This window comes from Sphingomonas longa, from assembly GCF_016892685.1.
Classification (GTDB): domain Bacteria; phylum Pseudomonadota; class Alphaproteobacteria; order Sphingomonadales; family Sphingomonadaceae; genus Sphingomonas; species Sphingomonas longa.
The window spans coordinates 105,506-127,477 of sequence record NZ_JAFEMC010000005.1; the positions used below are offsets into that span (position 1 = coordinate 105,506).

Sequence of the window (21,972 nt, forward strand, 5' to 3'; positions counted from 1 at the left end):
TCGGTAGTGAGCCACGGAGCGATCCTCGACCAAGAATTTGCGCAATATGGCCGAATCGGGCTGTACAGCCGAATGCCTCTTGGATCACCATAAATAGCACGTCACAAACGTCTTGATTTGGATCAGCCGCCGTGACGAAAATGAATAATCGGAGCAACGTTAGCGCTACCGGCATGTTTAGACGGAATGGAAGCCTCAAATATTCCGTTCGCTCTTGTCGTAGACGACGAGCCGATGATCCTGATGCACGCAAGTGCCATCTTAGAGGATGCAGGGTTTAGAACGCTTGAAGCAATTAACGGCGATGAAGCCAAGAGGCTACTGGCTGAATACACCGAGAACGTGATCCTCCTGTTCAGTGACGTAGATATGCCGGGAGAAACAAACGGCTTTGCGCTAGCGCGCCACGTAGAAGAGTCTTATCCTCACGTTGAGATTGTGATCGCAAGTGGAAGGGTTACACCGGGTCCCGGGGATATGCCTCCTAAGGCTACTTTTATAAACAAGCCCTTTAGCGAGCATTCCGTTGTTAGCCATTTGGCTGAAAAGTTACCGGACGGGAAGAAGCCAGAGCCTTTAAAGAAGGCTGTTTAGCTAAATCGCTGCACTGCGATCTATCTCGGAGGTAAGGCCAAGGCTAATAACTCTTGAAACTGCCATAGCGACGTCGCGTCGATTACAGTGCGCCCAATCTTTCGTAGTAGACACGCGTCGGCCATTCAGCACTCTTTAAGAGCCGAAACGATCGATACATGAAGCCGTTTTGACCGTCGAAAAGGCTGAACCATCGGGCTTACCCGCCGTTAATTGTTGAGAGGCGGCGCAGGGTGGTCGCCTCTCCAATGGCCGACTTGGCGACACCCTTGACGCGTCCCCCGACGTGAACCTCCACTCGCCAAGTCGGTCCACCCGCTAGCTGGGTAGACATAGAAAAGCCGTCAGACTTTCGACTGACGGCTTATCGATCCCGCTGGGGAGCGGTTAGGCGAAGGAAACCTTCGTGCTGACCCGGCGGCGGCGCATCGCGCCACCGACCATACCGATGCCACCGATCATCATTGCCCAAGTAGCGGGTTCTGGGACCGCACCCGAAATGGTGCCGCTGAACGTGGTCGAGTCATTGAAGTAGCTGTTGTTCGGACCTCCGCGATCAATGCCCAGACCGACCTTCTGACCAGCCGTCAGGAACTGGCTGTACTGGAAGGTGTAGGTCGGATTTCCGGCGTTGATCGTAGCAATCAACGGCTTCGTGCCGTCGAGGCTGTTGAACGTGAACAGGTTCACGCCGTCACCGCTGTCACCACGGTTGACGGTAACGTCGTAGGTGTAAGTGCCCGTACGAGGCGCAACGAACATCAGAAACGAATTCTGACCATCTTCCGGGCCGGGGTGGACCAACACATTGGCGGCGTCGCGCTGGAACAGGACCTGAAACTTGTCGGTCCCGCGATAGCAGAGCGTGCTGACGTTGATATCGGAACAGTCGGAAGGTGCGAAGGTGGTGAAGGTGTTGCCCGCTCCGCCGTTGGTAACCGTGCCGTACTGGAAAACGGGATTGCCGAAGTCGCCAGCAAGCGAATACGTGCGTGCTGCGGCAGGAACTGACGCGATCGTCGCAATGGCTGCGGCTGCAATGATCAACTTCTTCATATTACCCCTCCAAGTTTCGGCACTGTCGCCGCCTTGGGTTTCCTTTCCAGTAGATTAACAGATTCGGCAACGGTGCTTTTTTGTGGCGTTTTCAGGCTCTGTGCCGATTTCGTACAGCCACCAGCAGACGGCGGAGCCAGTTTGTCAATTTCCACGGCGCAAGGCGAGGCTCGACAAGCGCCAACACTGCCACCTATTTCCCGAAATGGGACAGGTGGGTCAGAGGCACTTTTTAACGGCGGCATCATCATATTGCTGGATGACACGCTGTCTGGTTCTGCGCGATGATGACTACTGACCCTGCGAGACTGCAAGCTGCCCACCGCATCCTCCTTAAAGCGTCGGTACGGAACGATATTTTCAAGAGCAAGCTTCTGCGTGAACCCGCTTGGACGATGATGCTCCACCTGTTCGTCGCCCGGTGCGAAGGCCGGACTATGACAGAGGCGCACCTGATCAAGCTGTCCGGGGCTTCACCCCGTGACGGACAGTTGTGGCTGTACCGGCTGGCAAAAGACGGACAAGTCACGCCACGCGTCGCCGGTGACGACGTAAATCTGACGGAGGCAGCTATGGCGAGGTTGTCGGAATATCTCGACTTCGCCGCGCTACCCGCGTGATTGCGTATCCGGCAGCGAGACCGACAAGCGCTCGAAACTCAAAAACGCGATACTACCGGTGTTCCACCGGACAGCATTGACATGACTGCGTCGTATTCTATGGTTAGACGAGCGCGGCGGGGAACGCGTTCGGTTTCTATCCGACCAGCGGTTCCCCCTGCCCCCCCGGCTTAAGCGCCCTCTGGTTGGACTTTTGTATGACCGGTCAGGCGGCGCGCTTCCCCTTTTCCGAGACGCCTGACCGATCCTTGAGCAACATTATACGATGTGCAACGGCAGGTCGCAACGGCGACTTGGAACAGCAGATTGCATCGTCCTTCAAGGGATCAAGCGCGGGTTTAGCGGAAGCTTGCTGTAGCTTCGTTGCTCGGTGACACTACCGCGAGCAATATCGCGTTACCGTTGCCGCAGAGACCTTCCAGTGCGCCGCCGTCGCTGCGATCGTCGCCTTGTTCTCCTTACGCCACGCAACGATAGCCGCCCGATCGCCAGCCTCTGGCCTTCCAAGGCTCTTCTTGCCCCTATGCGTCATGCCCGTAGCTGCTAGAGAGGCCTTAGCCGCCGCCCGACCTGCCTCGCAGCGCTCTCTGATCCGGTTACGCTCTAGGTCCGCCATCTGGGCTAGAACCGCTACAATGACCTCCCCAATGCCCTTAGCGATGGGTCCAAGGCCTCTAACGTCCACCGTCACGCCCTTATGGATTAGCTGGCGGATTACAGTCTGAACGTCGAGGGCATCGCGACCTAGCCGATCGATAGCGTAGACGTACAGGGTATCGCCTTCGCGGACATAATCCAGCAGGGCAGAGAAGCCGGGGCGGTCACAGGCAAGCGTCGCCCCGCTAACAGCCTCATCGATGAACTCGCGATCGAAGGCACCGCCTAGGGCATGGCGTTGGGCTTCAATGCTCTGATCTACAGTGGACACGCGGTAGTAGGCGATGCGGGACATAGCTTCGACTCACTCACTAGTTACCCTGTAACTATGTGATGTAGTCAGAATGGAGTCAACGTACCTTTTGAGGTAAGAAGAAGCCCATTTTTAGGCTCCATCAAAACCTACAACTACTGATCCGACGACCTTTAAAAGACCCTATCGGTGATTCCCAACCGCTCATACGCTAGTGAGTGATCAGCGCACGTTTGCCGAATGTAGCGTCTACATCCCCAATTTCAGCAGAAGCATCAACTATCACCTGATTTGTCTTTCTAGTGTAAGGCTCCCCAAATGCATCTTCGAAGGCTTCCTGAAATTTCCGATCTTCTTTGATAAAACTGAAAACTGGCCACGTCCTAAAGCTATCAGCAAATACGCTTCTTGAAGCCTTGACTAGCGGAATTAAGCGCACAACTTCATTTATATCTTTTCGTAAAGCGGCAACGCACAATTTAAAATCATCAGCGGCAGCAGTCCAATCCACCTTGTCCAAGGTCCTTTCAGCCAAATCTTCCTTCTTCATGTGCATTTGCGCGCTTGCAAGATTGACCACAAAACGTAGCCGTGTTGCTTCCTTCATAGCTGTATTTTTCAAGCTAAGAGCATACTCGCTTATGAATATAGCAACGCTCCCTCTACCTACAGCTATCAATTCATAAACTACTTCATTTAGGGCCGCGAACGCCTCACTTTCATCATCCGACTGATGCTTGCGCCAGAGACTGAAAACAAGAAGAACCGAGAATTCAAATAACGTGTTAAGGCTTTGCCGAAGATACCTCGGGGTAATTTCGATTTGCTTTCCTAGTACTTTATCTGAACCTTTGTGGTTATGCTTCGTGCATATCGACACGTATCTAGCAGTATAAGTACCTTCACCATGAGCAACAAGGTTTCGCGTTTCAAATACTTCAATCAAGTCTGGCCATCTTTTCCAAGATTTTCTTATCTCGATATCAAAGTTCTCTTCAATATACTTTACCTGCTCATCATGGCCAAACCTAGAGAATTGATAAACCTCATCAGCTACAGCCTCATCTATGATTTCCTGCAAGGAAGAAGCATTCATGATGCTTGATAGAGAGACCTGACGCTGGCCAGATCGCAGCTTGTCAGATTTCACGGTCAACATTGTCCGTACTGTTTCCGACATTTGACTGTCGAAGGTGGCAACAATGCTCAACAAAATCGCATCTGGTAACTGATCGAGGCCTTTGGTTGTTTTTACGAGTTGCGACACACCTTTAACAACATCAGATGTTTGCGCCTCGTTCAGAGAGTATATTTTGTAGTTATCCGTCTGAACAGCGACTAACGCACCAGCCAATGATTTATCTACGATCTCATACTTCGCCATAGCTTGCGGAAAGTGCGACTTTATTGCTGTCATCAGCATCACCATATCGTATTGATGATGACTACTATCTGCAATCTTTTTTAGTAACCGTCCGAGTACATGGTCGCCAGATGGCGAAATTACTTCTTCGGAGTTCTTCTCTCGGTCTATAGCCTCCTTGCCCCCAGCATCGGCCCAAGTACGCAGCTTGGCAAGGTCGCTTCCAATTTGGAACGCCTCTGGAATCAACGCTTCCTCCGACTGCAAGACACAGAAGTAAGTCGGTGGTTTCCCATTTGTGTCGTGCATCGTGCGTCCCTCGTCACCTGCGGATCAGGCTAGGTTCGTTGGCGAATTCCGCAAGCTAGTTCGAACGGATGTTGGGCGGCTTGTTGGTCAACCCGCGAATCATCTCAAAAAATGGTGCTTTTTCAAGATGTTTCGGCAGTAAGTGGCGGAGCGGGAGGGATTCGAACCCTCGATACGCTTTTGGCGTATACTCACTTTCCAGGCGAGCGCCTTCGACCACTCGGCCACCGCTCCGCATGTCCTGGAAGGGGGCCGATAGGACGGGTGGCGCGTGGGCGCAAGCGGTTGCTTGCATCGCGATGCTCGGGCAGGCTGACGATATGCTGTCGATCCTCATCTTTGCCGCCGTGCAGGCCGCTTCCGCCACCCCGCTCGCCACACCCGCCGCGTCGGATGCACTGCCGGCGGATTGGGTCGCCATTCCTGACGATCAGATCCTGGTGATGACGCTGGCCGGCGGCGGCACCGTCGTCATGCGGTTGGCGGCGGCGCAGACGCCCCGGCACGTCGCGAACATCCGCAAGCTTGCAAAGGCGAAATGGTGGGACACCGGCGGCAGCGTCTACCGCGTGCAGGACAATTACGTCGCGCAATGGGGCGACGTGACCGAGAAAAAGCCGCTGCCCACGGATGTCGATGCGAACCCGCCCGCCGAATATGAGTGGCAGGGCGCGGCCCCCGTCGCGAAGCTCACGCGGCGTGATCCCTATGCCGAATGGGGCGGCTATACCCGCGACGGCTGGCCATTGGCAGGCAGCGGCACGGTTCAATGGCTGCCGCATTGTTATGGCATGGTCGGTGTCGCGCGCGACCTGGCGCCGAGTACGGGCAGCGGCGGCGATCTGTACGCGGTGATCGGCCACGGCCCCCGCGCGCTCGACCGCAACATCGCCGTCGTCGGCCGCGTCGTGGAGGGAATCGAGCGGCTGTCCGCCCTGCCGCGCGGCACCGGTGATCTGGGTTTCTACAAGGCGCCCGCGGAGACGCCCGTCGCGATCGTGTCCGTGCGGCTGGCGAGCGACCTGCCCGCCGCGGAACGTCCGCATTTCCAGTATCGGGCGACGGACAATGCCCGCTTCGCTGCCTGGATCACGGCGCGCGAGAACCGTCAACCGCCGTTCTTCGTCGTCCCCGCGGGCGGCGCCGACATCTGCAACGCGCTGCCGCCGGTGCGCCGCGCGCCGGCGGCGTCCGGCGCTATTTCAGGTGCCGCACGCTGACGATACGCACCGGCGCGGCGAGCGTATGCCCTGCTGGACGCGCCCATGCCGCGGCCTGCGGAGAGTAGCGCGTCCCAGATCCGGCGAACCGCGTTGATGCCGTCCACGACCCGGCCGAACACCGCGTAGCCGCTATCGTCGCCGGGCTTCGCAGCATCGGCGTCGAGAGGCGCCAGCACAGGCCGATATCGGACGCAACGGCTGCCGGATCGACAATCGCCGACACACGCTACGCCCCCGTTCGGATCAGAAGTGAAAGGCCGCGCCGCCGGAGAACGCCCAGGGGTCCAGCCGGGTACGGCCGACCACCGGCGCGCCGCCGAAGCTGCCATAGGCGTTCGGCCGCAGCAGCGCCTTTTTCACGTCGGCGAAGATGCCCCAGTTCTGGCTGACCATGATGTCGGTGCCCGCTTCGAACGCCCAGCCCAGATCGTTGTCGACCTTCAGGTTCCGGAACGCGCCGTCCTTGGTGTCGAACACGATCATGTAGCTGGCGCCGATGCCGACATAGGGGCGGATGCGGCCGCTGCGCGTCGGGTGATATTGCACCGTCAGCATCGTCGGGCCGTAGGTCACCTCGCCCAGCTTCGGCAGCGCGCCGATGCTGCCCGCACCACGGATGTCGATCGTCGGCGGAAAGCCCAATGTTGCGTTCACTGCGATGTTCTGCGTCAGGTAACGGCCGATCTGGATCGACGGCGTCTGATGCTCGTACGTCGACAGGCCGGCGCCCGGATAGACCGCTCCCCCTACCGACAGGGCGACCTTGTCCGCCAGCGTCAGGCTGGTGAGGCCGCCGCGCAGCACCCACTTGGTGGTGTCGGTCTCGATCCGTGTGTCGCTCTCCGCCGCGCCGCCGCGACCGAAGCGCGCGACCACGCCGAGCTGGATCGTCAGCGGATCGAGTTCCGCCTTCGCATCGACGCTGGCGAACTGCGTATAGGTCGCATCCAGCGGCAGCAGGCCGGTGGCGTTGGTGTGGTAGAACGCCTTGCGCACGTCAGCGAACAGCCCCCAAGTCCGCGACATCGCGACGTCGACGCCGGCATGGACATAGGGTCCGTAGGCGTTGGGAATGTTCAGCCCGACGCCGAGCCCGTCCCGCTCCTGCGTGGTGAAGTGGCGGATGATGCCGCCGCCGACATAGGGTTGGAACTTGCCGCGAAAGGGATGCAGGCTGACGCCCAGCGTCGCCATCGTGAACTCGTCGTCGCCCAGGTTCGGGGTGCCCAGCAGCGATCCCGCCGGCAGATTGTCGGTCGTCGCGGGGGTGGAGATCGATGCCTCCACCGCGATGGAGTTGGCGATGTAATAGCCGCCCGTGACGACGCCGTGGAACGTCTCGCGCGTGGAGTAGCCGGCGGCGGGATCGAGCACGCCGTTGGTCTTCACGTCGCCCTTGTCGACCAGCTTGGTCCGCGCGGCGGCGACGCGGACATAGGCGTCACCGGCCTCCTGCGCGACGACCGGAGACGCGGCGATCATGCCCAACAGGCTGGCCGACATCAACGCGGCGATGTTCATCTTCATGGCAGGGAGGTTCCTTTCGCGGGCTAACCTGTAGCAACCCGCAGTAAACACGACGTAAACCCTCAGGCGGCGAGCGAACCGCGCCCACCGCCCCGTCTGGCCCGGGCACACGGCGCCTCCGGCTCCACCACCGTCCGGCGGACGACGGGCCGATCCCGTTCCAGCGTCTCGATCGTCGCCGCCCCGGTTTCCAGCGCATTCATATCGTCGGTGGCATCGGCGACCGCGGTCGACAGGCGGTGCACCGCGTCGATGATGTCGTGCTGGCTGTGGCGCGCCATCACCTGCAACCGGAACCGTGCCTGCCCCTTGGGCACCGCCGGGAACTCGACCAGGTTGGCGAGCATCCCGAGCGACGGCAGGCGACGGCTGACGAGCCGCGCCAGCGCCTCGCTGCCCATCTTCACGCACACGATCGCGGACGGATCGCCATAAACCTCCAGCCCGCAGCCCTGCAGCAGGCTGCGCAACATCAGGATGTTGTCCATCAACTTGCGCCGCAGCACCGCGCCCTCTTCCGACGCGACGATATCGAACGCCTTGCCGACGATCGCCGCGTTGGCGGGCGACATCGCGTTGGAGAAGGTGTTGGGCGAGCTGTAATAGCGCATATACTCCTTCACGCCGCGGCCCCGCGCGGCGACGAAACCGCCGTTCGACGCGAAGGTCTTGGAGAAGCTGCCCATCACCACGTCGACCTTGCCGAGCATGCCCTGCGCCTCGATGAACCCACGCCCGGTGGGGCCGAGATTGCCCAGGTCGTGCGCGACATCGACGACCAACGTCGCGCCGTATTCGTGCGCCAGTGCCTGCAACGCGCGAATGTCTGGCGTATCCGAGTCCATCGAGAACAGGCTCTCGGTCACCAGCAGGATACCGTTTTCCGTATCGGTGCTGCGGATCTTCGCCAGCTTGGCGCGCGCCGCCTCGACCTGATTGTGACGGAACAGGTGGATGTTGCGCGTCGCCGCCTGTGCGCCTTCCTGAAGACAGGCATGGCTCAGCGCGTCCATGACGATATGATCGTTCGGCCGCACCAGCCCCTTGATGACGCCGAAGCCCGCGGCCCAGCCGGTCGGGAACAGCGCGACATGGTCGTAGCCGAGGAAGTCGCCGATCTTGCGTTCGAGCGCGATCGACAGCGACGTGTTGCCGACCAGGGCGGGCGATCCGGCGCTGTGCACGCCGAACGCGCGCATCGTTGCGATCGCGGTTTCCAGCACCCCGTCGTGCGAGTTCAGGCTGAGATAGTCCTGGCTCGCGAAGTTGACGCCGTCGAACAGCTCGCCCTCGTCGGTGCGCGCGGTGCAGCGGCTGAACGCGCCCTGCTCCGTCGAGCGCCCAAGCGGCCAGACACCCGCCGCCCGGCGCGTCTCCTGCCACTGGTAGAAAGCATCGACGCGGGCCAGCAGGTCGGCACCGGGCAGGTAGCGAAAATCGCGCATGCTGCCAGCGAGGGCGCCGAACTGCGGCGTATCCGTGGTCATGATTGGCCTCGTATGGGATCGGGTCGGGAACTGATCCGGGATAGTTTCGCAACCCATAAGCATCGGCGAGCGGACCTGGTTAAAGATCCGGTAACTCGACGATTTGCGAACATTTACGCGGCGTTGCGCACGGTGGCATGCTGCTCGATCTTGGCGATCAGGTCGGGCAGCGACACCGGCTTGGTCTCGAAATCGACGCAGCCCGCTTCGATGCTGCGCAGCCGGTCGCTCTCCAGCGCGTGCGCGGTCAGGGCGATCACCGGGATCGTGGCACTGCGCGGATCGGCGTGGATCGCCATCGTCGCCTCCCACCCGTCCATATCGCCGAGTGCGACGTCCATCAGGATGATGTCGGGCCGGGTCGTCGTCGCCATCGCGATCCCCTGCGGCCCATCGACCGCACACGACACCGCATAGCCTTTCCGCTCCAGCCGGCGTTGCAGCATGTCGCGGTTCAATTCATTGTCTTCGACGATCAGAATGTGGGTCATATCGGAAATCCGGTGTCAGGCGGCGAAGGGGAGCGCGGGCGCGGCGGAGGTCAGTTCGGGCAGGGTCAGCACCGTGGCCGGCCGGCCGTCGGCCAGATGCACCGTGCCGATCGATCCGCCGAGCAGCTGCGCCAGCTTGTACGCCAGCGCGATCTCGATCCCGGTGCCTCCGTATTTGGTCGGCGAGGCATCGTCGCCATGTTCGAACATCTCGTGGATGATCGGCACCGCGCGCGCGCGACCGTTCGGGGCGGTGTCGATGAAGGTGAAGGACAGGCCGCCACCCTCCAGCGTCCGGCAGTCGATCGTCAGGGCGCCCGCGCCGTGCTGCACAGCGATACCGGTGACGAGGTGCCGGACGGCGGAACCCGTCGCGGTCCAGTCCATCGACCATTCCGTCGCCAGCGCCCCGCTCGGCAGCACCTCCACGGTGTAGCCGCGGACGCGATCGCCCAGGTCGCGCAGCCAGATCGGCATGCGCGCGCCGACCGAGCCGATCGCCGGGTTGACGGGCATCTTGCCCGCCTCGATGCGGGAATAGGCCAGGATGTCGTCGATCAGTCGCAGCAGGTCGGACCCGGCCCGGTGGACATGGCCGAGATCGGCGACGGTATCGTCGTCGTCCTCGTCCTCCGCCTCTTCGAGCAGCAGCTGGCTGTACCCGATGATCGCGTTCAGCGGCGTGCGCAGCTCGTGGCTCATCCCCGCGACGAAATCGGCTTTCGCCGTGCTCGCCTGATTGGCGGCGGCGGTCAGGTTGCGCAGGTTGTCGGATGTCGAAACCAGCGAGTTCAGCTCGCGCGTGAACTCCCGCTGCTCGTGGAACATCTTGGCGAAATACAGCGACATCATCGCGAAATAGAGCGCGACGCTGGCCATCGAGATCATGCCGATGACCTGGAAATCGGACAGCTCCACCGCCGGCAGCGGCGTGCCGTCGTAACAGCGCGCGAGGAAGAAGGCGACGTTGCCGAAGATCTGGATCAGCAGCACGTTGCGCACCCATCCGACCGGCGGCAGGTACAGGAACGCCAACAGGGGAAAGATCAGGATCCACGGCAGGAACGGCGAACTGACGCCGCCGAAGGAATAACACGCCCACAACGCGCAGAAGATCAGGTTCTGCACCGACAGGAACGCCAGCAACTGGTACCGCCCCGTCGCGCGCAGCACGAACGGATAGATCCAGAACGCCAGGATCGACAGGAAGAAGACGGTCGCACGATAATCGCGGCAGATGCCCGCCACCACCAGGTACAGCGGGATCGCATTCCCCAGGATCGGGCCGAACACGTGGCTGAGCATGAACATGCGCGCGCGGCGATGCGATTCCGCGTGCACCTGCATCTCGGCAGGGATGAAATGGTCGAGCAGCGCTGCGAGGGAGAAGCCGGGATTGATGCTGCGGGGCAAGGCGCGCGCCGTCTGCATTGCGGGTACATCCTCCGGGAAAGCGGCCGTCGATGCAGCCCGCTTAGGGGCGGACCCCTTAAACCCGGTTAAACCTGACCTTCATCAATCTTTAGGGGTGGTTGGCTATCACCAATGTCGATCCCGGGGGCATGATGCACAAGCAGTTCTACCGCGCCATTGACTGGTTCATCCCGGCCGCGATGCTGCAAGGCGACTCCGACCGGCTGATGGCGCGCACCTTCGTGATGCTGCATCTGGCGGGTCCGTTGATGGGCCACAGCGTCACCTTCTTTCTGGCGCGGACCCCGGCGGGGGAGACGTGGCAGTTCTGGGTGACGGAGGCGATGGTCGCCGGCTTCCTCGCCATCCCCGTGTTGCTGAAGGCGAGCGGGAGCATGCGCCTGCCCGCGATGACCAGCGTGCAGATGCTGGTCGGCCTGTCCCTGTTCGGCTCCTTTTACTTCGGCGGCATCAGCTCGCCCCTGCTGCCGTGGTTCCTGATCGCGATGGTGCTGGGGTTCTTCTACCTGTCGGAATCCATCAAACTCGTGCTGACCGGCATCGCCATGCAGTTGGCCGCGTTCTTCGTCATGCGTCTCGCCTACGGGCAGTTTCCGACGCTGATCGACGCGCGCGACCTGCATCTCGCCAATACCTTCTCGATCCTCGCGGCGCTGGCGTACATGACGATCCTGTCGCTGTTCTACGAGACGGTGCTGCGCATCAGCTTGAGTCTGGAACAGGAGACGATCGACCAGCGCAGCAAGCTGACGCTGGTGCGCGCCGCGATGGAGGCGGCGGAACTCGCCAGCAAGCGCAAGTCCATCTTCCTCGCCAAGATGAGCCACGAACTGCGCACGCCGCTGAACGCCGTCATCGGCTATGCCGAGATGCTGCGCGAGAATTTCGAGGATCGCGCCGACGCCAGCCGCAAGATGCAGGACCTGGATCGCATCCACGCCGCGGGTCGCCACCTGCTGGCGCTCGTCAACACCGTGCTCGACCTGTCGTCGATCGAATCGAACCGGCTGGAATTGTCGACGGAGGCGGTGGACGTCGCGTCCCTCGTCACCGAGGTCACCGCCACCGCATCGCCACTGATCGCGAAGCGCGACAACCGCCTGATCGTCAACATCCCGCAACCGCTCGGCACGATGGAGCTCGATCCGCTGAAGGTGCGCCAGTCGCTCCTGAACCTGCTCAGCAACGCCGCCAAGTTCACCACCAAGGGTACGATCATGCTGACCGTCCTGTCGCGCACGACCGACCGCGGCGAGTGGATGACGCTGGAGGTGACGGACAACGGCATCGGCATGAGCCCGGAGGGGCTGCGCCGTATCTTCGAGGATTTCAGCCAGGCGGAGAACGACACCGCCAGCAAGTTCGGCGGCACCGGCCTCGGCCTCGCCCTCACCCGCCGCTTCTGCCGGATGATGGGCGGCACGATCGACGTGCGCTCCGAACGCGGGGTCGGCACCAGCTTCACGATCGAGATCCCGATCGTGCGCGTGCAGGCTCCCGCCGCTGCCGGCCTGCCGCTGGATATCGCGGCATGAAGCCCGCCATGTTCGACGACGACGGCCACCGGCCCCTCCTGTATCAGGCGGCGCGGCGATCGCTCCACCTGCCGCTGACGGTAGCGCTGCTCGCGGTCGTGGCGACGGCGGTGATCGCCGGTGCCATGGCAGGTCTGCTCACGGAGCCGATGACGCCGTTGTGGCCGGTCGCCGCGGCGCTGATGGCGCTCGCAATCGGTGGTGGCGCGGCTGTCATCGCCGCGCGGCTGCTCGCGCGGTCGATCGTACGCGCCACGATCACGCCGCTGGAACTGCTCGTCGGCCAGCTGGAGCCGGAAGACCTCGCCGCCTTTCACTGGCAGCGGGGCGACGCCCTGTCGCGCAGCGAAATCACCGCCGACACCAAGCTGCTCAAGCGCCGCATCCGCGAGATCGCGCGTCGCGCCCGGGAAACGATGGGCGCCCTCGAACAGGCGCGCGAACAGGCGAACCAGCAGAATATCGCCAAGTCGCAATTCCTCGCGACGATGAGCCATGAACTGCGCACGCCGCTGAACGCGATCCTCGGTTATGCGATGCTGCTGCACGAGGATGCCGCCGACGTCGGCAATGCCGCGACGATGGCGGACCTCGACCGGATCCAGCATGCCGGCCGCACGCTGCTGGCGCTGATCAACGACATTCTCGACCTGTCGAAGATCGAGGCGGGACGCACCACCGTCAGTCGCGTCGTCATCGACGTGAAGGCGCTGGTCGCCGCCGTGGTGGCGACCGCGGGCACGGAAGCGCCACCGAACGGCAATCGCTTCACGATGACGGTCGACGACGGCGTCGGCATCATGATCGGCGATGTCGACAAGGTGCGTCAGTGCCTGTCCAACCTCATCAGCAACGCATTCAAGTTTACACGCGGCGGAGAGGTCGAGCTGACCGTCGCGGCGCATGAGCGCGATCACCAGCCGTGGATTGCGTTTACCGTGCGCGATACCGGCATCGGCATTCCCCCGGAGCATGTCGAGCGTCTGTTCGAGGCGTTCCAGCAACTCGACGGCAGTTCGACGCGCCAGTTCGGCGGCACCGGGCTCGGCCTCGCGATCGTCCGCCGGCTGGCGCGGATCATGGGCGGCGACTGCACCGTCGACAGCGTGGCGGGCGTCGGCTCCACCTTCCGGCTGGTGCTGCCGATGGGCGACGCGGTGATGCGCCGCGACCTGCTGGACGTGCCGGCGGCCGGCGTGGAGGACACCCGCTTCCTCGAAACGCCGAGTGCGGAGCATACCGCGCTGGTGGTCGACGACGATCCCGCCGCGATCGACCTGACGCAGCGCTGGCTGTCGCGCATGGGCTACAGCGTCCTGTCCACCACCAGTGCGGACGCGGCACTCGATCTGGCGCGGCTGCACATGCCCGATTTCATCCTGCTCGATGCCCTGCTGCCGGGGCGGACGGGTTATGACGTGCTGGAGGAATTGCGCCGCGATCCGCGCATCGGCCACATTCCGACCATCCTCGTCACCATCGACGACGACCGCGCCCGCGGCCTGCGTGCCGGCGCGACCGACTATCTGCGCAAACCGGTGACGGAGGCGCAGTTGCGCGACGTGCTCGACGTCTATCGCCTGCGCGCGTCGGGCGAGGTGCTGGTGATCGACGACGACGACGATGCCGCCGACCTGCTGACCCGCTGCGTCGCACAGGTCGGTTTCTCCACCCGGCGGGCGATCAACGGCGTTCAGGGATTGGCGATGGCCGCGGATATCCGCCCCGACGCGATCGTGCTCGATCTGGCGATGCCCGCGATGAACGGGTTCGAGGTGATGCAGCGACTGGCCAAGGACGACGACTTGCGCGACGTGCCCCTGATCGTCGTGTCCGGCTGCGACATCACGCTGGACGAACATCGCCGCCTCGCCGCGGCGGGCCATCGCTTCTTCCCGAAAGCCGCCTCCACCCCCCGCGAGATCGCCCAGTCGCTGAAGGAGTTGGCCGTCAAGGCCCGCGATGTGAAGACCCTCAGCTACAAAGACATGGCCCATAAGGAACTGGCCGCATGACCGCGCCGCTGCCGACCTCCATCCGCGCCCAGAAGCAGGTCCTGATCGTCGACGATGTCGAGGACAACCGCATCCTGCTCGACCGCGCGCTGCGTTCCGGGAACTATGGCACGCTGCACGCCGACAGCGGCCGGGCGGCGCTGTCGATCATCTCTGCGCGATGCCCGGACATCGTCCTGCTCGACTGGATGATGCCCGGCTTTTCCGGGCTGGAAACGCTCCGCGCGATCCGCGAGCTTCACCCGAAGACGCGCCTGCCCGTCATCATGTGCACCGCCGTCGACGAGGAGATGTCGGTGGTGACCGCGATGTCCGAAGGTGCCAACGACTATATGCTGAAACCGATCAGCCTGGCCATCCTGCGCGCCCGCATGTCGAGCCACCTCGACCAGCGCGACGCGCTCGCCAGCGTCACCACCGAAAAGCAGCAGGCCGAACGCCGGCTGGGCGAACAGGCGCGTCAGATGTTCACCGCGATGGGCCGCGACCGGCCGGCGGTCGGTGGCCGTTACACCCGGTGAGACTCGGCTCTGCGTACCGACGGTTGCGATCGGTGCCCTGGCGGTCATCGCTGGGGTGGTCGATGGCGGCTGCGTCCGGTGCCGGCTCGCTCGGCCTGCTGCTGCTGGGCGGTGCGGGCGCCTGCACCGTGGCGGGGCTGACGGCGACGATCGTCGCGCTGGGCTGCGAAGCCGTCCGCCACAGGTCCTTCGCTCATGCCCTGCTCGCCGGCAACACCGAACTCCGCGCGCTGCTCAACGTCGATCACCTGACCGGTCTGATGAACCGCAAGGCGTTTCATGCCGCGCTGGAGGATCGCGCGCTGCTCGATCACGAGATGCTGGTCGTGCTGTTCTTCGACCTCGACCGGTTCAAGGACGTGAACGACACGCTCGGGCACAAGGCCGGCGACGACCTGTTGCGCAAGGTCGCGGAGCGCGTCCGCCGCACGATCCCCTCACCCGTCGCGCTGGCGCGTCTCGGCGGTGACGAGTTCGCGGCGATCCTGGCGTGGCGGCCCGACGTGTCGGCGGAGGATCATGCGGAGGCGATCGTCGCCGTCGTCGCCGAACCCTTCGATCTCGGTGGGAGCCAGGTCGAGGTCGGCGCATCCGTCGGCCTCGCGATCGGCGATCCGACACGGCTCGACGGCACCGAGTTGCTCCGTCGCGCCGATCTCGCCATGTACGCCGCCAAGGCCGCGTCCAAGGGCTGCTACCGCGTGTTCGACGACGCGATGGACCGGCGCGAGATGCGCGAAAGCTCGGTGCGGGTCGAACTCGGGCGCGCGATGATCGAGAACCAGTTCTCGCTCCATTACCAGCCCTTGGTCGACGCCCGCTCCGGCGCATTCGAAAGCGCGGAGGCCCTGCTCCGCTCGCAATCGGCCGCGCTGCGCGACGTCAGCCCCTTCGCGCTGATTGCGACGGCGGAGGCGAGCGGCCAGATCGTCGCGCTGACCGACTGGACGATCGAGACCGCGCTCGCCGCCGCCGCCCGGCTGGAGAACGCGCCGGTCGCGGTCAACATCTCACCCGTCTATTTCCGCCACCCCGATTTCGTGTCGCGCATCGTCGACCAGTTACTGGCCGCGCGCGTCTCGCCCGAACTGCTGAAGGTGGAGATCACCGAGGGCGTCCTGATCGACAATCTTGATAGCGCCCGCCAGTCGGTCGACCGCCTCCGCGAACTCGGCGTGCAGGTGTACCTCGACGATTTCGGCACCGGCTATTCGTCGCTCAGCTATCTCCAGCATTTCGAACTCGACGGGCTGAAGCTGGACAAGTCGTTCCTGCGATCGGTCGGTGATCGTCGCAAGACGAACCAGATCATCCGCTCGATGATCGACTTCGGCCACAGCCTCGACATGCGTGTCGTGGTCGAGGGCGTCGAGAGCGACTGGCAGGCACGGCTGCTCCAGATGCTCGGCTGCGACCTGTTGCAGGGCTATGAGATCGGGATGCCGATGCCGCTCGACGACCTGATGATCTGGCGCGCCGGACATGACGCGACCCAGTGGCAGAACCCGCAACCGGCGATGCGCGACGCGGGGGCCGTGGCGGCTTAGAGGGCGCGCCTCTGCCCTCCCCTTGGGAGCAGCAAGAGGTAGAAGGACGGAAGCCCTACCGCCTGACCGCCCCGACATCCTCCCGCGCCCAGCCGCCACCAAACGTCTGGTACAACGACACATACGCCGCCAGCCGATCGGCTCGCGCCTGGATCAGCGCCAATTCGGCGGTCAAAAGCGCCCGCTGCGCATCGAGTTGTTCGATATACGCCGAATACCCCGCCCGGTAACGATTGGAGGCGATCCTGAGCGCCCCCGCCGCCGCCGCGCGCTGCCCCGCCAGCGCCGTGGCCTGCTGCCCCGACCGCAGCACCGACGCCAGACTGTCGTCCACCTCCCGAAACGCGATCAGCGCCGCGCGTTGATAGCTCCACGCCGCCTGATCGCGCCGCGCCGCCGCTGCATCCGCCTGCGCCCGCAGCCGACCGCCGTCGAACAGCGGCGACAGCACGCTGCCACCGATCGAGAACACGCCGATCGGGTTCGCCAGCGCCGTCGACAGCACGACGCCCGCACTGCCGGTCAGCGCCACGTTCGGCATCATCGCCGCCCGTGCGCTGTCGAGGCTGCGGTCGGCCGCGACCAGCGCCTGCTCCGCCTGGAACAGGTCCGGGCGCCGCCGCAGCAGGTCGGCGGGCAATCCGTCCGGCACCGCCGGCGCGAGCAGCCGGTCGAGCGGCAGGCCGCGCGGGATCGGCCCCGGCGACGTGCCCAGCAACAGGCTCAGCGCATTCTCCTGCCGCGCCACCAGCAACTGCGCCTGCGGCACGAGCTGCTCGGTCGCGCGATACTCGCCCTCCGCCTGCCGCAGTTCCAGATTGGACGTATAGCCCGTCTCCGCCCGCCGCCGCGCGATCCGCAGCGCTTCGGATCGCGCCGCCAGCGTCTCCCGCGCGACCGCCAACCGCAGGTCGAGCGCGCGCAACTGGATATATCCCGACGCCACAGAGCTGACGATCGCGAGCCGCACCGTATCGCGTGCGCCCTCGTTCGCCAACGCCTGTGCCCGCGCCGCCGCACTCGCCTGACGCAAGCGGCCGAACAGGTCGAGGTCGTAGCTGGCGGTGATCGACGGCTGCGCCCCGAACGCCGTCGACGGCGTGCCGAACGGGCTGACGGTCTGCCCCTCCGTCGTCGGCAGGCCGGCGTTCAGCGTCGGCGTGCGCTGTGCCCGTGCCAGCCGCTCGGCCGCGCGCGCCTCCTCGACACGCGCCGCCGCCACGCCCAGATCAGGGTTCGCCGCCAGTGCCCGCGCGACAAGATTGACCAGCACCGGATCGCCGAACGCCGTCCACCAGTCCGCCCGGATTGGTGCGCCCGGCCCGTCGAGCACCGTCCGCCACGCCGGCGGCGGCACTACCGACGCGCCCTGCGGCGGCGCGGGTCGCGGCCCGGCGCACGCCGCCAGCGTCTGGGCCAGCGCCAGCCCCAGCAGCAGCGCGCCCAGCTTCATCGGATCGCCGGACCGCCCGACGTATCCACCCGCGCCTGCACAGACATCCCCGGCCGCAACCGTTGCGCCAGCGGCTGACCCGGATCGACACGGATGCGAACCGCGATCCGTTGCGGCACCTTCGTGAAATTGCCGGTCGCGTTGTCCGCCTTCAGCACCGCGAACTCCGATCCGGCGGCGGGCGACACCCGCTCGACACGTCCGGTCAGCCGCGCATCCCCCAGCGCGTCGACGGTGAACGACGCCGGCTGACCGACCGCCATCCGCGCGATCTGCGCTTCCTTGAAGTTCGCGATTACCCAAGTCTCCGGGGGTACGAGGAACATCAACTGCGTGCCCGCCGTCACATATTGGCCGACGCGCACGCCGATTTCGCTCAATCGCCCGCTTTCGGGCGCACGCACGATCGTGTTGGACAGGTCGATCTGCGCCAGTTCGCGCGCCGCCTGAGCGCCGGACACGCCCGCACGCTGGCCGCCGCGCCCGACCTCGACGGTGCGGATATCCTGCCGCGCGATCTCTCGCGCCGCACGCGCCTGACGCACGCCGGCCTGCGCCTGCCGCAGCGCCGCCAGCGTCTGGTCGCGTTCGCGCAGCGACACCGATCCGTCGGTGACGAGGTCATTGACGCGCGCCATGTCCGCCTGCGCGCGCATCAACTGCGCCTCCGCATTGGCCACGGCGGCGTCCTGCGCGGTGAAGCTGGCGGCGCGGCTGCGTTCGGATTGCAGCGCGTTGGCGAGGGTCGCCTGCTGCGCCGCGACCTGCGCCTCCGCCTGCTCGACGCGCTGGCGATAGATGCGGTCGTCGATCGCCACCAGCGCATCGCCCTGCTTCACATCGGCGAAATCCCGCGCCAGCACCCGTGTGACATATCCCGACACCTGCGGCGCGATCACCGTCGTCCGCCCGCGTACATAGGCATTGTCGGTCGACTCATAGTCGCTGGTGAAGGGCGGCAGCCGCCACGCCGCCAGCACCGCCAGCACGCCCGCGATCGCCACCAGCGCCAGCACGATCACCACGCGGCGGCTGTTGGCCGGCGGTCGCCAGCCCGACCCGACGGGCGGTGCGGCCGGCGTCGCGCCGATCTCTGCCGCCCGCTCCTCGGTCACCGGTCCGGGCGCAACGGGTCCGGTCGCCGCCGGCGGCACGGGATCACGAATGTCGGTCATGCCGTCATCTCCGACCGCGCCGCCCGCCGCGCGCGCCAGCTCCGCCGCCCGAGCAGGAACGCCAGATAGCCGGACGTCGCCGCCGCCAGTACGCCGATCAGGCGGAACACGTCGTCATAGGCCAGCACGTTTGCCTCCCGCGTGGTCGTCTGCGACAGGATCGCCGCACCCTCCGCCGATCGCAGCGTCGGATCGCCGACGACGCGACCCACCGCTGCGCCGCCCGCCTGGATGCGCTGCGTCACGATCGGGTCCGTGGGCTGCATCTGCTGCACCAGCGCCGCACTGTTCGCCTTCTCCCGTATCTGCTGATAGCTGCCGAGCAGCGCCGTCCCCGCCAATCCGCCGATCGAATTCACGATACCGAACAACGCGATGAAGCTGATGATGTGTCCCGTCCCCGCCTGCAGCGCGCGAGTCATCCCGAACAGCAGCGATGGCCCGAGGAAGAACGTCGCCGCGAACGCGATCAGAGCCTGCGTCCAGTAAAGCTGCGGCCCGCGCGTCAGGCTGGTCGATTGCGCATCGAAGAACGCTGCCACCGCGACCAGCCCGATTGCCAGCATCACCGGATGCGCCAGCCGGTTGACGTCCAGCACCACCGCGCTGGCGACGACGCCGACCACCGACGCCGCGAACACGATCAGGAAGAACGTGCCGAGCTGGTCGTTGTTCTGGCCCAGCACGGTCAGCAATCCGACCGCGGCATAGGTCTGTTCGGACAGTACGATCCGCGCCATGATCGTCACGATCGTAAAGCGCAGGATGTCCGCGCTCCCCAGCCAGCGCGTATTGAGCAGCGGATTGGCGCGATTGTGCTCGATCATCAGCGCCGCCGCCAGCATCGGGATCGCCGCGATCAGTGCCCAGCCGATCCAGGCCGCATTGGTCCACCACACGATCCGGCCCAGCCCCAGCACCGCCGAGAACAGCGCCATCGCCCCCGCGAACAGCACGAATGTCAGGAAATCGAGCGGCTCGAACGCCTTCTGCCGCGTCGTCGGCGGCAGGCGCAGCCACGCCACCGCCGCCAGACTGAGCAACGCCAGCCCCAGTTCGAACAGGTACAGCGTCCTCCACTGCGACATCGCCAGCAGGTCGGGGGAGAACAGCCGCGCCAGCGGCGTCGCGCATTGCGGCACGCCGATCCCCAGCACCACCGCCTTCAACCGCCACTTCGCGGGCAACGCCTGCATCATGTAATAGAGCGCCAGGCTCGACACCGCCGCACCCGCCATGCCGCTGGCGGCCCGCACCGCGATCGCCGACGCGAAACCGTGCACGAACAGATGCGCCAGCGTCAGCGCGGCATAGACCGTCAGGAAGATGATCGCGAACGGGCGCAGGCCGAACTGCTGCCGGAACTTGATCATGATCAGGTTGATCGACACGTTGGTCATCACATACACGGTCGGCAACCACGCGATCTGCGCCGGATCGAGGCCGAGCGCACCTTGCAAGGTATATGTATTCGCGGAAATCAGCGCGTTGCCGAACCCCGCCGTCAGCCCGAGCAACACCGAGATCGATCCATAGGCGAAGCGGCGCGGATGCGGATGCTCCGGCGATCCGGGCGATCCGGGCATCACCGGCGCCTCGTGCGCGGCGAAGGCCCAATCCTCCTCGCGCAGGAAATGTCGCATCCGCTGGATCATGACGACGATGTAGACCGGTGCCGGCCTGCGGCAAGGTGATGCAGGACAATGCCCCCGGTCGTCGCGACGTTCAGGCTGTCGAAGCCCGCCGCCATGTCGATCCGCACCCCCCGTGCCCGTGCGATCAGGTCCGCCGCCAGCCCCGGCCCCTCCGCGCCGAGCAGCACCGCATTGCGCCGTCCGGGCACCACCTCCGCCAGCGTCGTCGCTCCGCCGGGCGTCAGCGCCAGCGGCGCGAAGCCGTGCCGCTCCAGCAGCGCGACCGGATCGTCACCGCGGGCCAGCGTCGCGTAGGGCGTTTTCAGCACCCCGCCGACCGATACCCGGATCGCCTTGCGATACAGCGGGTCGCAGCATTCGGCATCCAGCAGCACCGCACCGACGCCGAACGCCGCGGCGTTGCGGAACAGCCCGCCCATATTGTCGTGATTGGCGATCCCGCTCAGCACCAGCACGTCCGCATCCCCGGACAGGCTCGCGAGCAGCGCATCGGGCGACAGCGGATCGACCCGCCGTCCGATCGCCAGGATGCCGCGATGCATCGGGAACCCCGCGATAGCGTCCAGAACTGGTTGCTCCGCCGCATAGACCGGCACGTCGTCGGCCAGCGGCGCGACCAGATCGCCGACGGAGTCCAGCCGGTGCGCCGCGACCAGCACCGACTCCGCGCGATATCCGGTCGCGGCGACCAGCATCGCCAGCACCACGCGCCCTTCGGCCACGAACAGCCCCTGCCGCCCGACCAGATCCCGCTCGCGAATGTCGCGATACGCGGCGATGCGCGGGTCGTCCGCGTCGTGGATGGGCAGGATCGTCGGCATGGTTGCGCGCTAACGCATCGCGCGCGTGGCTTGAAGAGTGGGCGAGATGCTTGGGACAGCTACTCCGCAAGCGACGAAGGGCATGCCGTTGCCCGATCTCCGCTCCCCTCCCGTTGGGAAGGGGTTGGGGGGAGAGCCTCGCCACGAGCGCAACGCTGCCCGAAAACCGCCGCGCGAGCATTTTGTTGGACCCAGCTCCTGTCCTACGTGCCCGACTTGTGACACGCCGAACCCGC

18 protein-coding genes and 1 tRNA gene are annotated in these 21,972 nt (G+C 64.6%); 7 read left to right on the top strand and 12 right to left on the bottom strand.

The window, feature by feature from the left end; translation table 11 throughout:
- Positions 1–186: 186 nt before the first annotated feature.
- Positions 187–594: a response regulator gene (locus tag ILT43_RS15940; RefSeq protein WP_204199975.1), complete on the top strand. Its 408-nt coding sequence runs from the start codon at positions 187–189 to the stop codon at positions 592–594.
- A gap of 387 nt (positions 595–981) precedes the next feature.
- On the opposite strand, the gene ILT43_RS15945 is transcribed toward ILT43_RS15940, so the two are convergent.
- Entirely contained in the window at positions 982–1,650 is a 669-nt protein-coding gene (locus tag ILT43_RS15945) for a PEPxxWA-CTERM sorting domain-containing protein (RefSeq protein WP_204199976.1), read from the bottom strand.
- Positions 1,651–1,934: 284 nt separating this feature from the next.
- On the opposite strand from ILT43_RS15945, the gene ILT43_RS15950 reads away from it, so the two are divergent.
- Positions 1,935–2,270: a hypothetical protein gene (locus ILT43_RS15950; RefSeq protein ID WP_204199977.1), complete on the top strand. Its 336-nt coding sequence runs from the start codon at positions 1,935–1,937 to the stop codon at positions 2,268–2,270.
- A gap of 376 nt (positions 2,271–2,646) precedes the next feature.
- On the opposite strand, the gene ILT43_RS15955 is transcribed toward ILT43_RS15950, so the two are convergent.
- From ILT43_RS15955 to ILT43_RS15965, 3 genes are all read right to left on the bottom strand, one after another.
- A complete protein-coding gene (locus tag ILT43_RS15955; RefSeq protein ID WP_204199978.1) occupies positions 2,647–3,222 on the bottom strand; it encodes a recombinase family protein in 576 nt (191 codons plus the stop codon).
- 169 nt (positions 3,223–3,391) lie between these two features.
- The gene (locus tag ILT43_RS15960; RefSeq protein WP_204199979.1) at positions 3,392–4,852 is read right to left on the bottom strand and encodes a hypothetical protein; all 1,461 of its coding nucleotides are present in this window, start codon (positions 4,850–4,852) and stop codon (positions 3,392–3,394) included.
- A 143-nt stretch (positions 4,853–4,995) separates the two neighbouring features.
- A tRNA-Ser gene (locus ILT43_RS15965) sits at positions 4,996–5,086 on the bottom strand.
- Between the two features lie 86 nt (positions 5,087–5,172).
- Between ILT43_RS15965 and ILT43_RS15970 the strand changes: the two genes are divergently transcribed.
- Positions 5,173–6,072, top strand: a complete 900-nt coding sequence (locus tag ILT43_RS15970) for a peptidylprolyl isomerase (RefSeq protein WP_204199980.1) — start codon at positions 5,173–5,175, stop codon at positions 6,070–6,072.
- A gap of 246 nt (positions 6,073–6,318) precedes the next feature.
- Here the strand turns inward: ILT43_RS15970 and ILT43_RS15975 are convergent, their stop codons facing one another.
- The 4 genes from ILT43_RS15975 to ILT43_RS15990 all read right to left on the bottom strand — a co-directional run bounded on the left by ILT43_RS15975 (position 6,319) and on the right by ILT43_RS15990 (position 11,011).
- The gene (locus ILT43_RS15975; protein ID WP_204199981.1) at positions 6,319–7,602 is read right to left on the bottom strand and encodes an OmpW/AlkL family protein; all 1,284 of its coding nucleotides are present in this window, start codon (positions 7,600–7,602) and stop codon (positions 6,319–6,321) included.
- A 62-nt stretch (positions 7,603–7,664) separates the two neighbouring features.
- Positions 7,665–9,089, bottom strand: a complete 1,425-nt coding sequence (locus tag ILT43_RS15980; RefSeq protein ID WP_204199982.1) for an aminotransferase class I/II-fold pyridoxal phosphate-dependent enzyme — start codon at positions 9,087–9,089, stop codon at positions 7,665–7,667.
- A 113-nt stretch (positions 9,090–9,202) separates the two neighbouring features.
- On the bottom strand, positions 9,203–9,580 hold the full coding sequence (locus ILT43_RS15985; RefSeq protein WP_204199983.1) for a response regulator: 378 nt from the start codon (positions 9,578–9,580) through the stop codon (positions 9,203–9,205).
- Positions 9,581–9,595: 15 nt separating this feature from the next.
- Positions 9,596–11,011 carry a sensor histidine kinase gene (locus ILT43_RS15990; protein ID WP_204199984.1) on the bottom strand — a complete coding sequence of 472 codons (1,416 nt, stop codon included), beginning with the start codon at positions 11,009–11,011 and terminating at the stop codon, positions 9,596–9,598.
- Between the two features lie 131 nt (positions 11,012–11,142).
- Here ILT43_RS15990 and ILT43_RS15995 point away from each other — a divergent pair, with 131 nt between their 5' ends.
- The 4 genes from ILT43_RS15995 (at position 11,143) to ILT43_RS16010 (ending at position 16,632) form a co-directional block, all read left to right on the top strand.
- Positions 11,143–12,549: a sensor histidine kinase gene (locus ILT43_RS15995; protein ID WP_204199985.1), complete on the top strand. Its 1,407-nt coding sequence runs from the start codon at positions 11,143–11,145 to the stop codon at positions 12,547–12,549.
- On the top strand, positions 12,546–14,564 hold the full coding sequence (locus ILT43_RS16000) for a response regulator (RefSeq protein ID WP_204199986.1): 2,019 nt from the start codon (positions 12,546–12,548) through the stop codon (positions 14,562–14,564). The genes ILT43_RS15995 and ILT43_RS16000 overlap by 4 nt, the downstream gene beginning before the upstream one ends.
- Positions 14,561–15,085, top strand: coding sequence for a response regulator transcription factor (locus tag ILT43_RS16005; RefSeq protein WP_204199987.1), 525 nt, complete (start codon positions 14,561–14,563; stop codon positions 15,083–15,085). The genes ILT43_RS16000 and ILT43_RS16005 overlap by 4 nt, the downstream gene beginning before the upstream one ends.
- A 62-nt stretch (positions 15,086–15,147) precedes the next feature.
- Positions 15,148–16,632, top strand: coding sequence for a putative bifunctional diguanylate cyclase/phosphodiesterase (locus ILT43_RS16010; RefSeq protein WP_204199988.1), 1,485 nt, complete (start codon positions 15,148–15,150; stop codon positions 16,630–16,632).
- Positions 16,633–16,687: 55 nt separating this feature from the next.
- Here ILT43_RS16010 and ILT43_RS16015 read toward each other — a convergent pair whose 3' ends face one another.
- The 4 genes from ILT43_RS16015 to ILT43_RS16030 are packed head-to-tail and all read right to left on the bottom strand — an operon-like array spanning position 16,688 to position 21,736.
- A complete protein-coding gene (locus ILT43_RS16015) occupies positions 16,688–18,085 on the bottom strand; it encodes an efflux transporter outer membrane subunit (protein ID WP_204199989.1) in 1,398 nt (465 codons plus the stop codon).
- Positions 18,082–19,260, bottom strand: coding sequence for an HlyD family secretion protein (locus ILT43_RS16020; RefSeq protein WP_204199990.1), 1,179 nt, complete (start codon positions 19,258–19,260; stop codon positions 18,082–18,084). Before ILT43_RS16020 ends, ILT43_RS16015 begins: the two co-directional genes overlap by 4 nt.
- Positions 19,257–20,915, bottom strand: a complete 1,659-nt coding sequence (locus tag ILT43_RS16025) for an MFS transporter (RefSeq protein WP_204199991.1) — start codon at positions 20,913–20,915, stop codon at positions 19,257–19,259. Before ILT43_RS16025 ends, ILT43_RS16020 begins: the two co-directional genes overlap by 4 nt.
- Entirely contained in the window at positions 20,912–21,736 is an 825-nt protein-coding gene (locus ILT43_RS16030; RefSeq protein WP_204199992.1) for a TrmH family RNA methyltransferase, read from the bottom strand. Before ILT43_RS16030 ends, ILT43_RS16025 begins: the two co-directional genes overlap by 4 nt.
- Positions 21,737–21,972 lie beyond the last annotated feature (236 nt).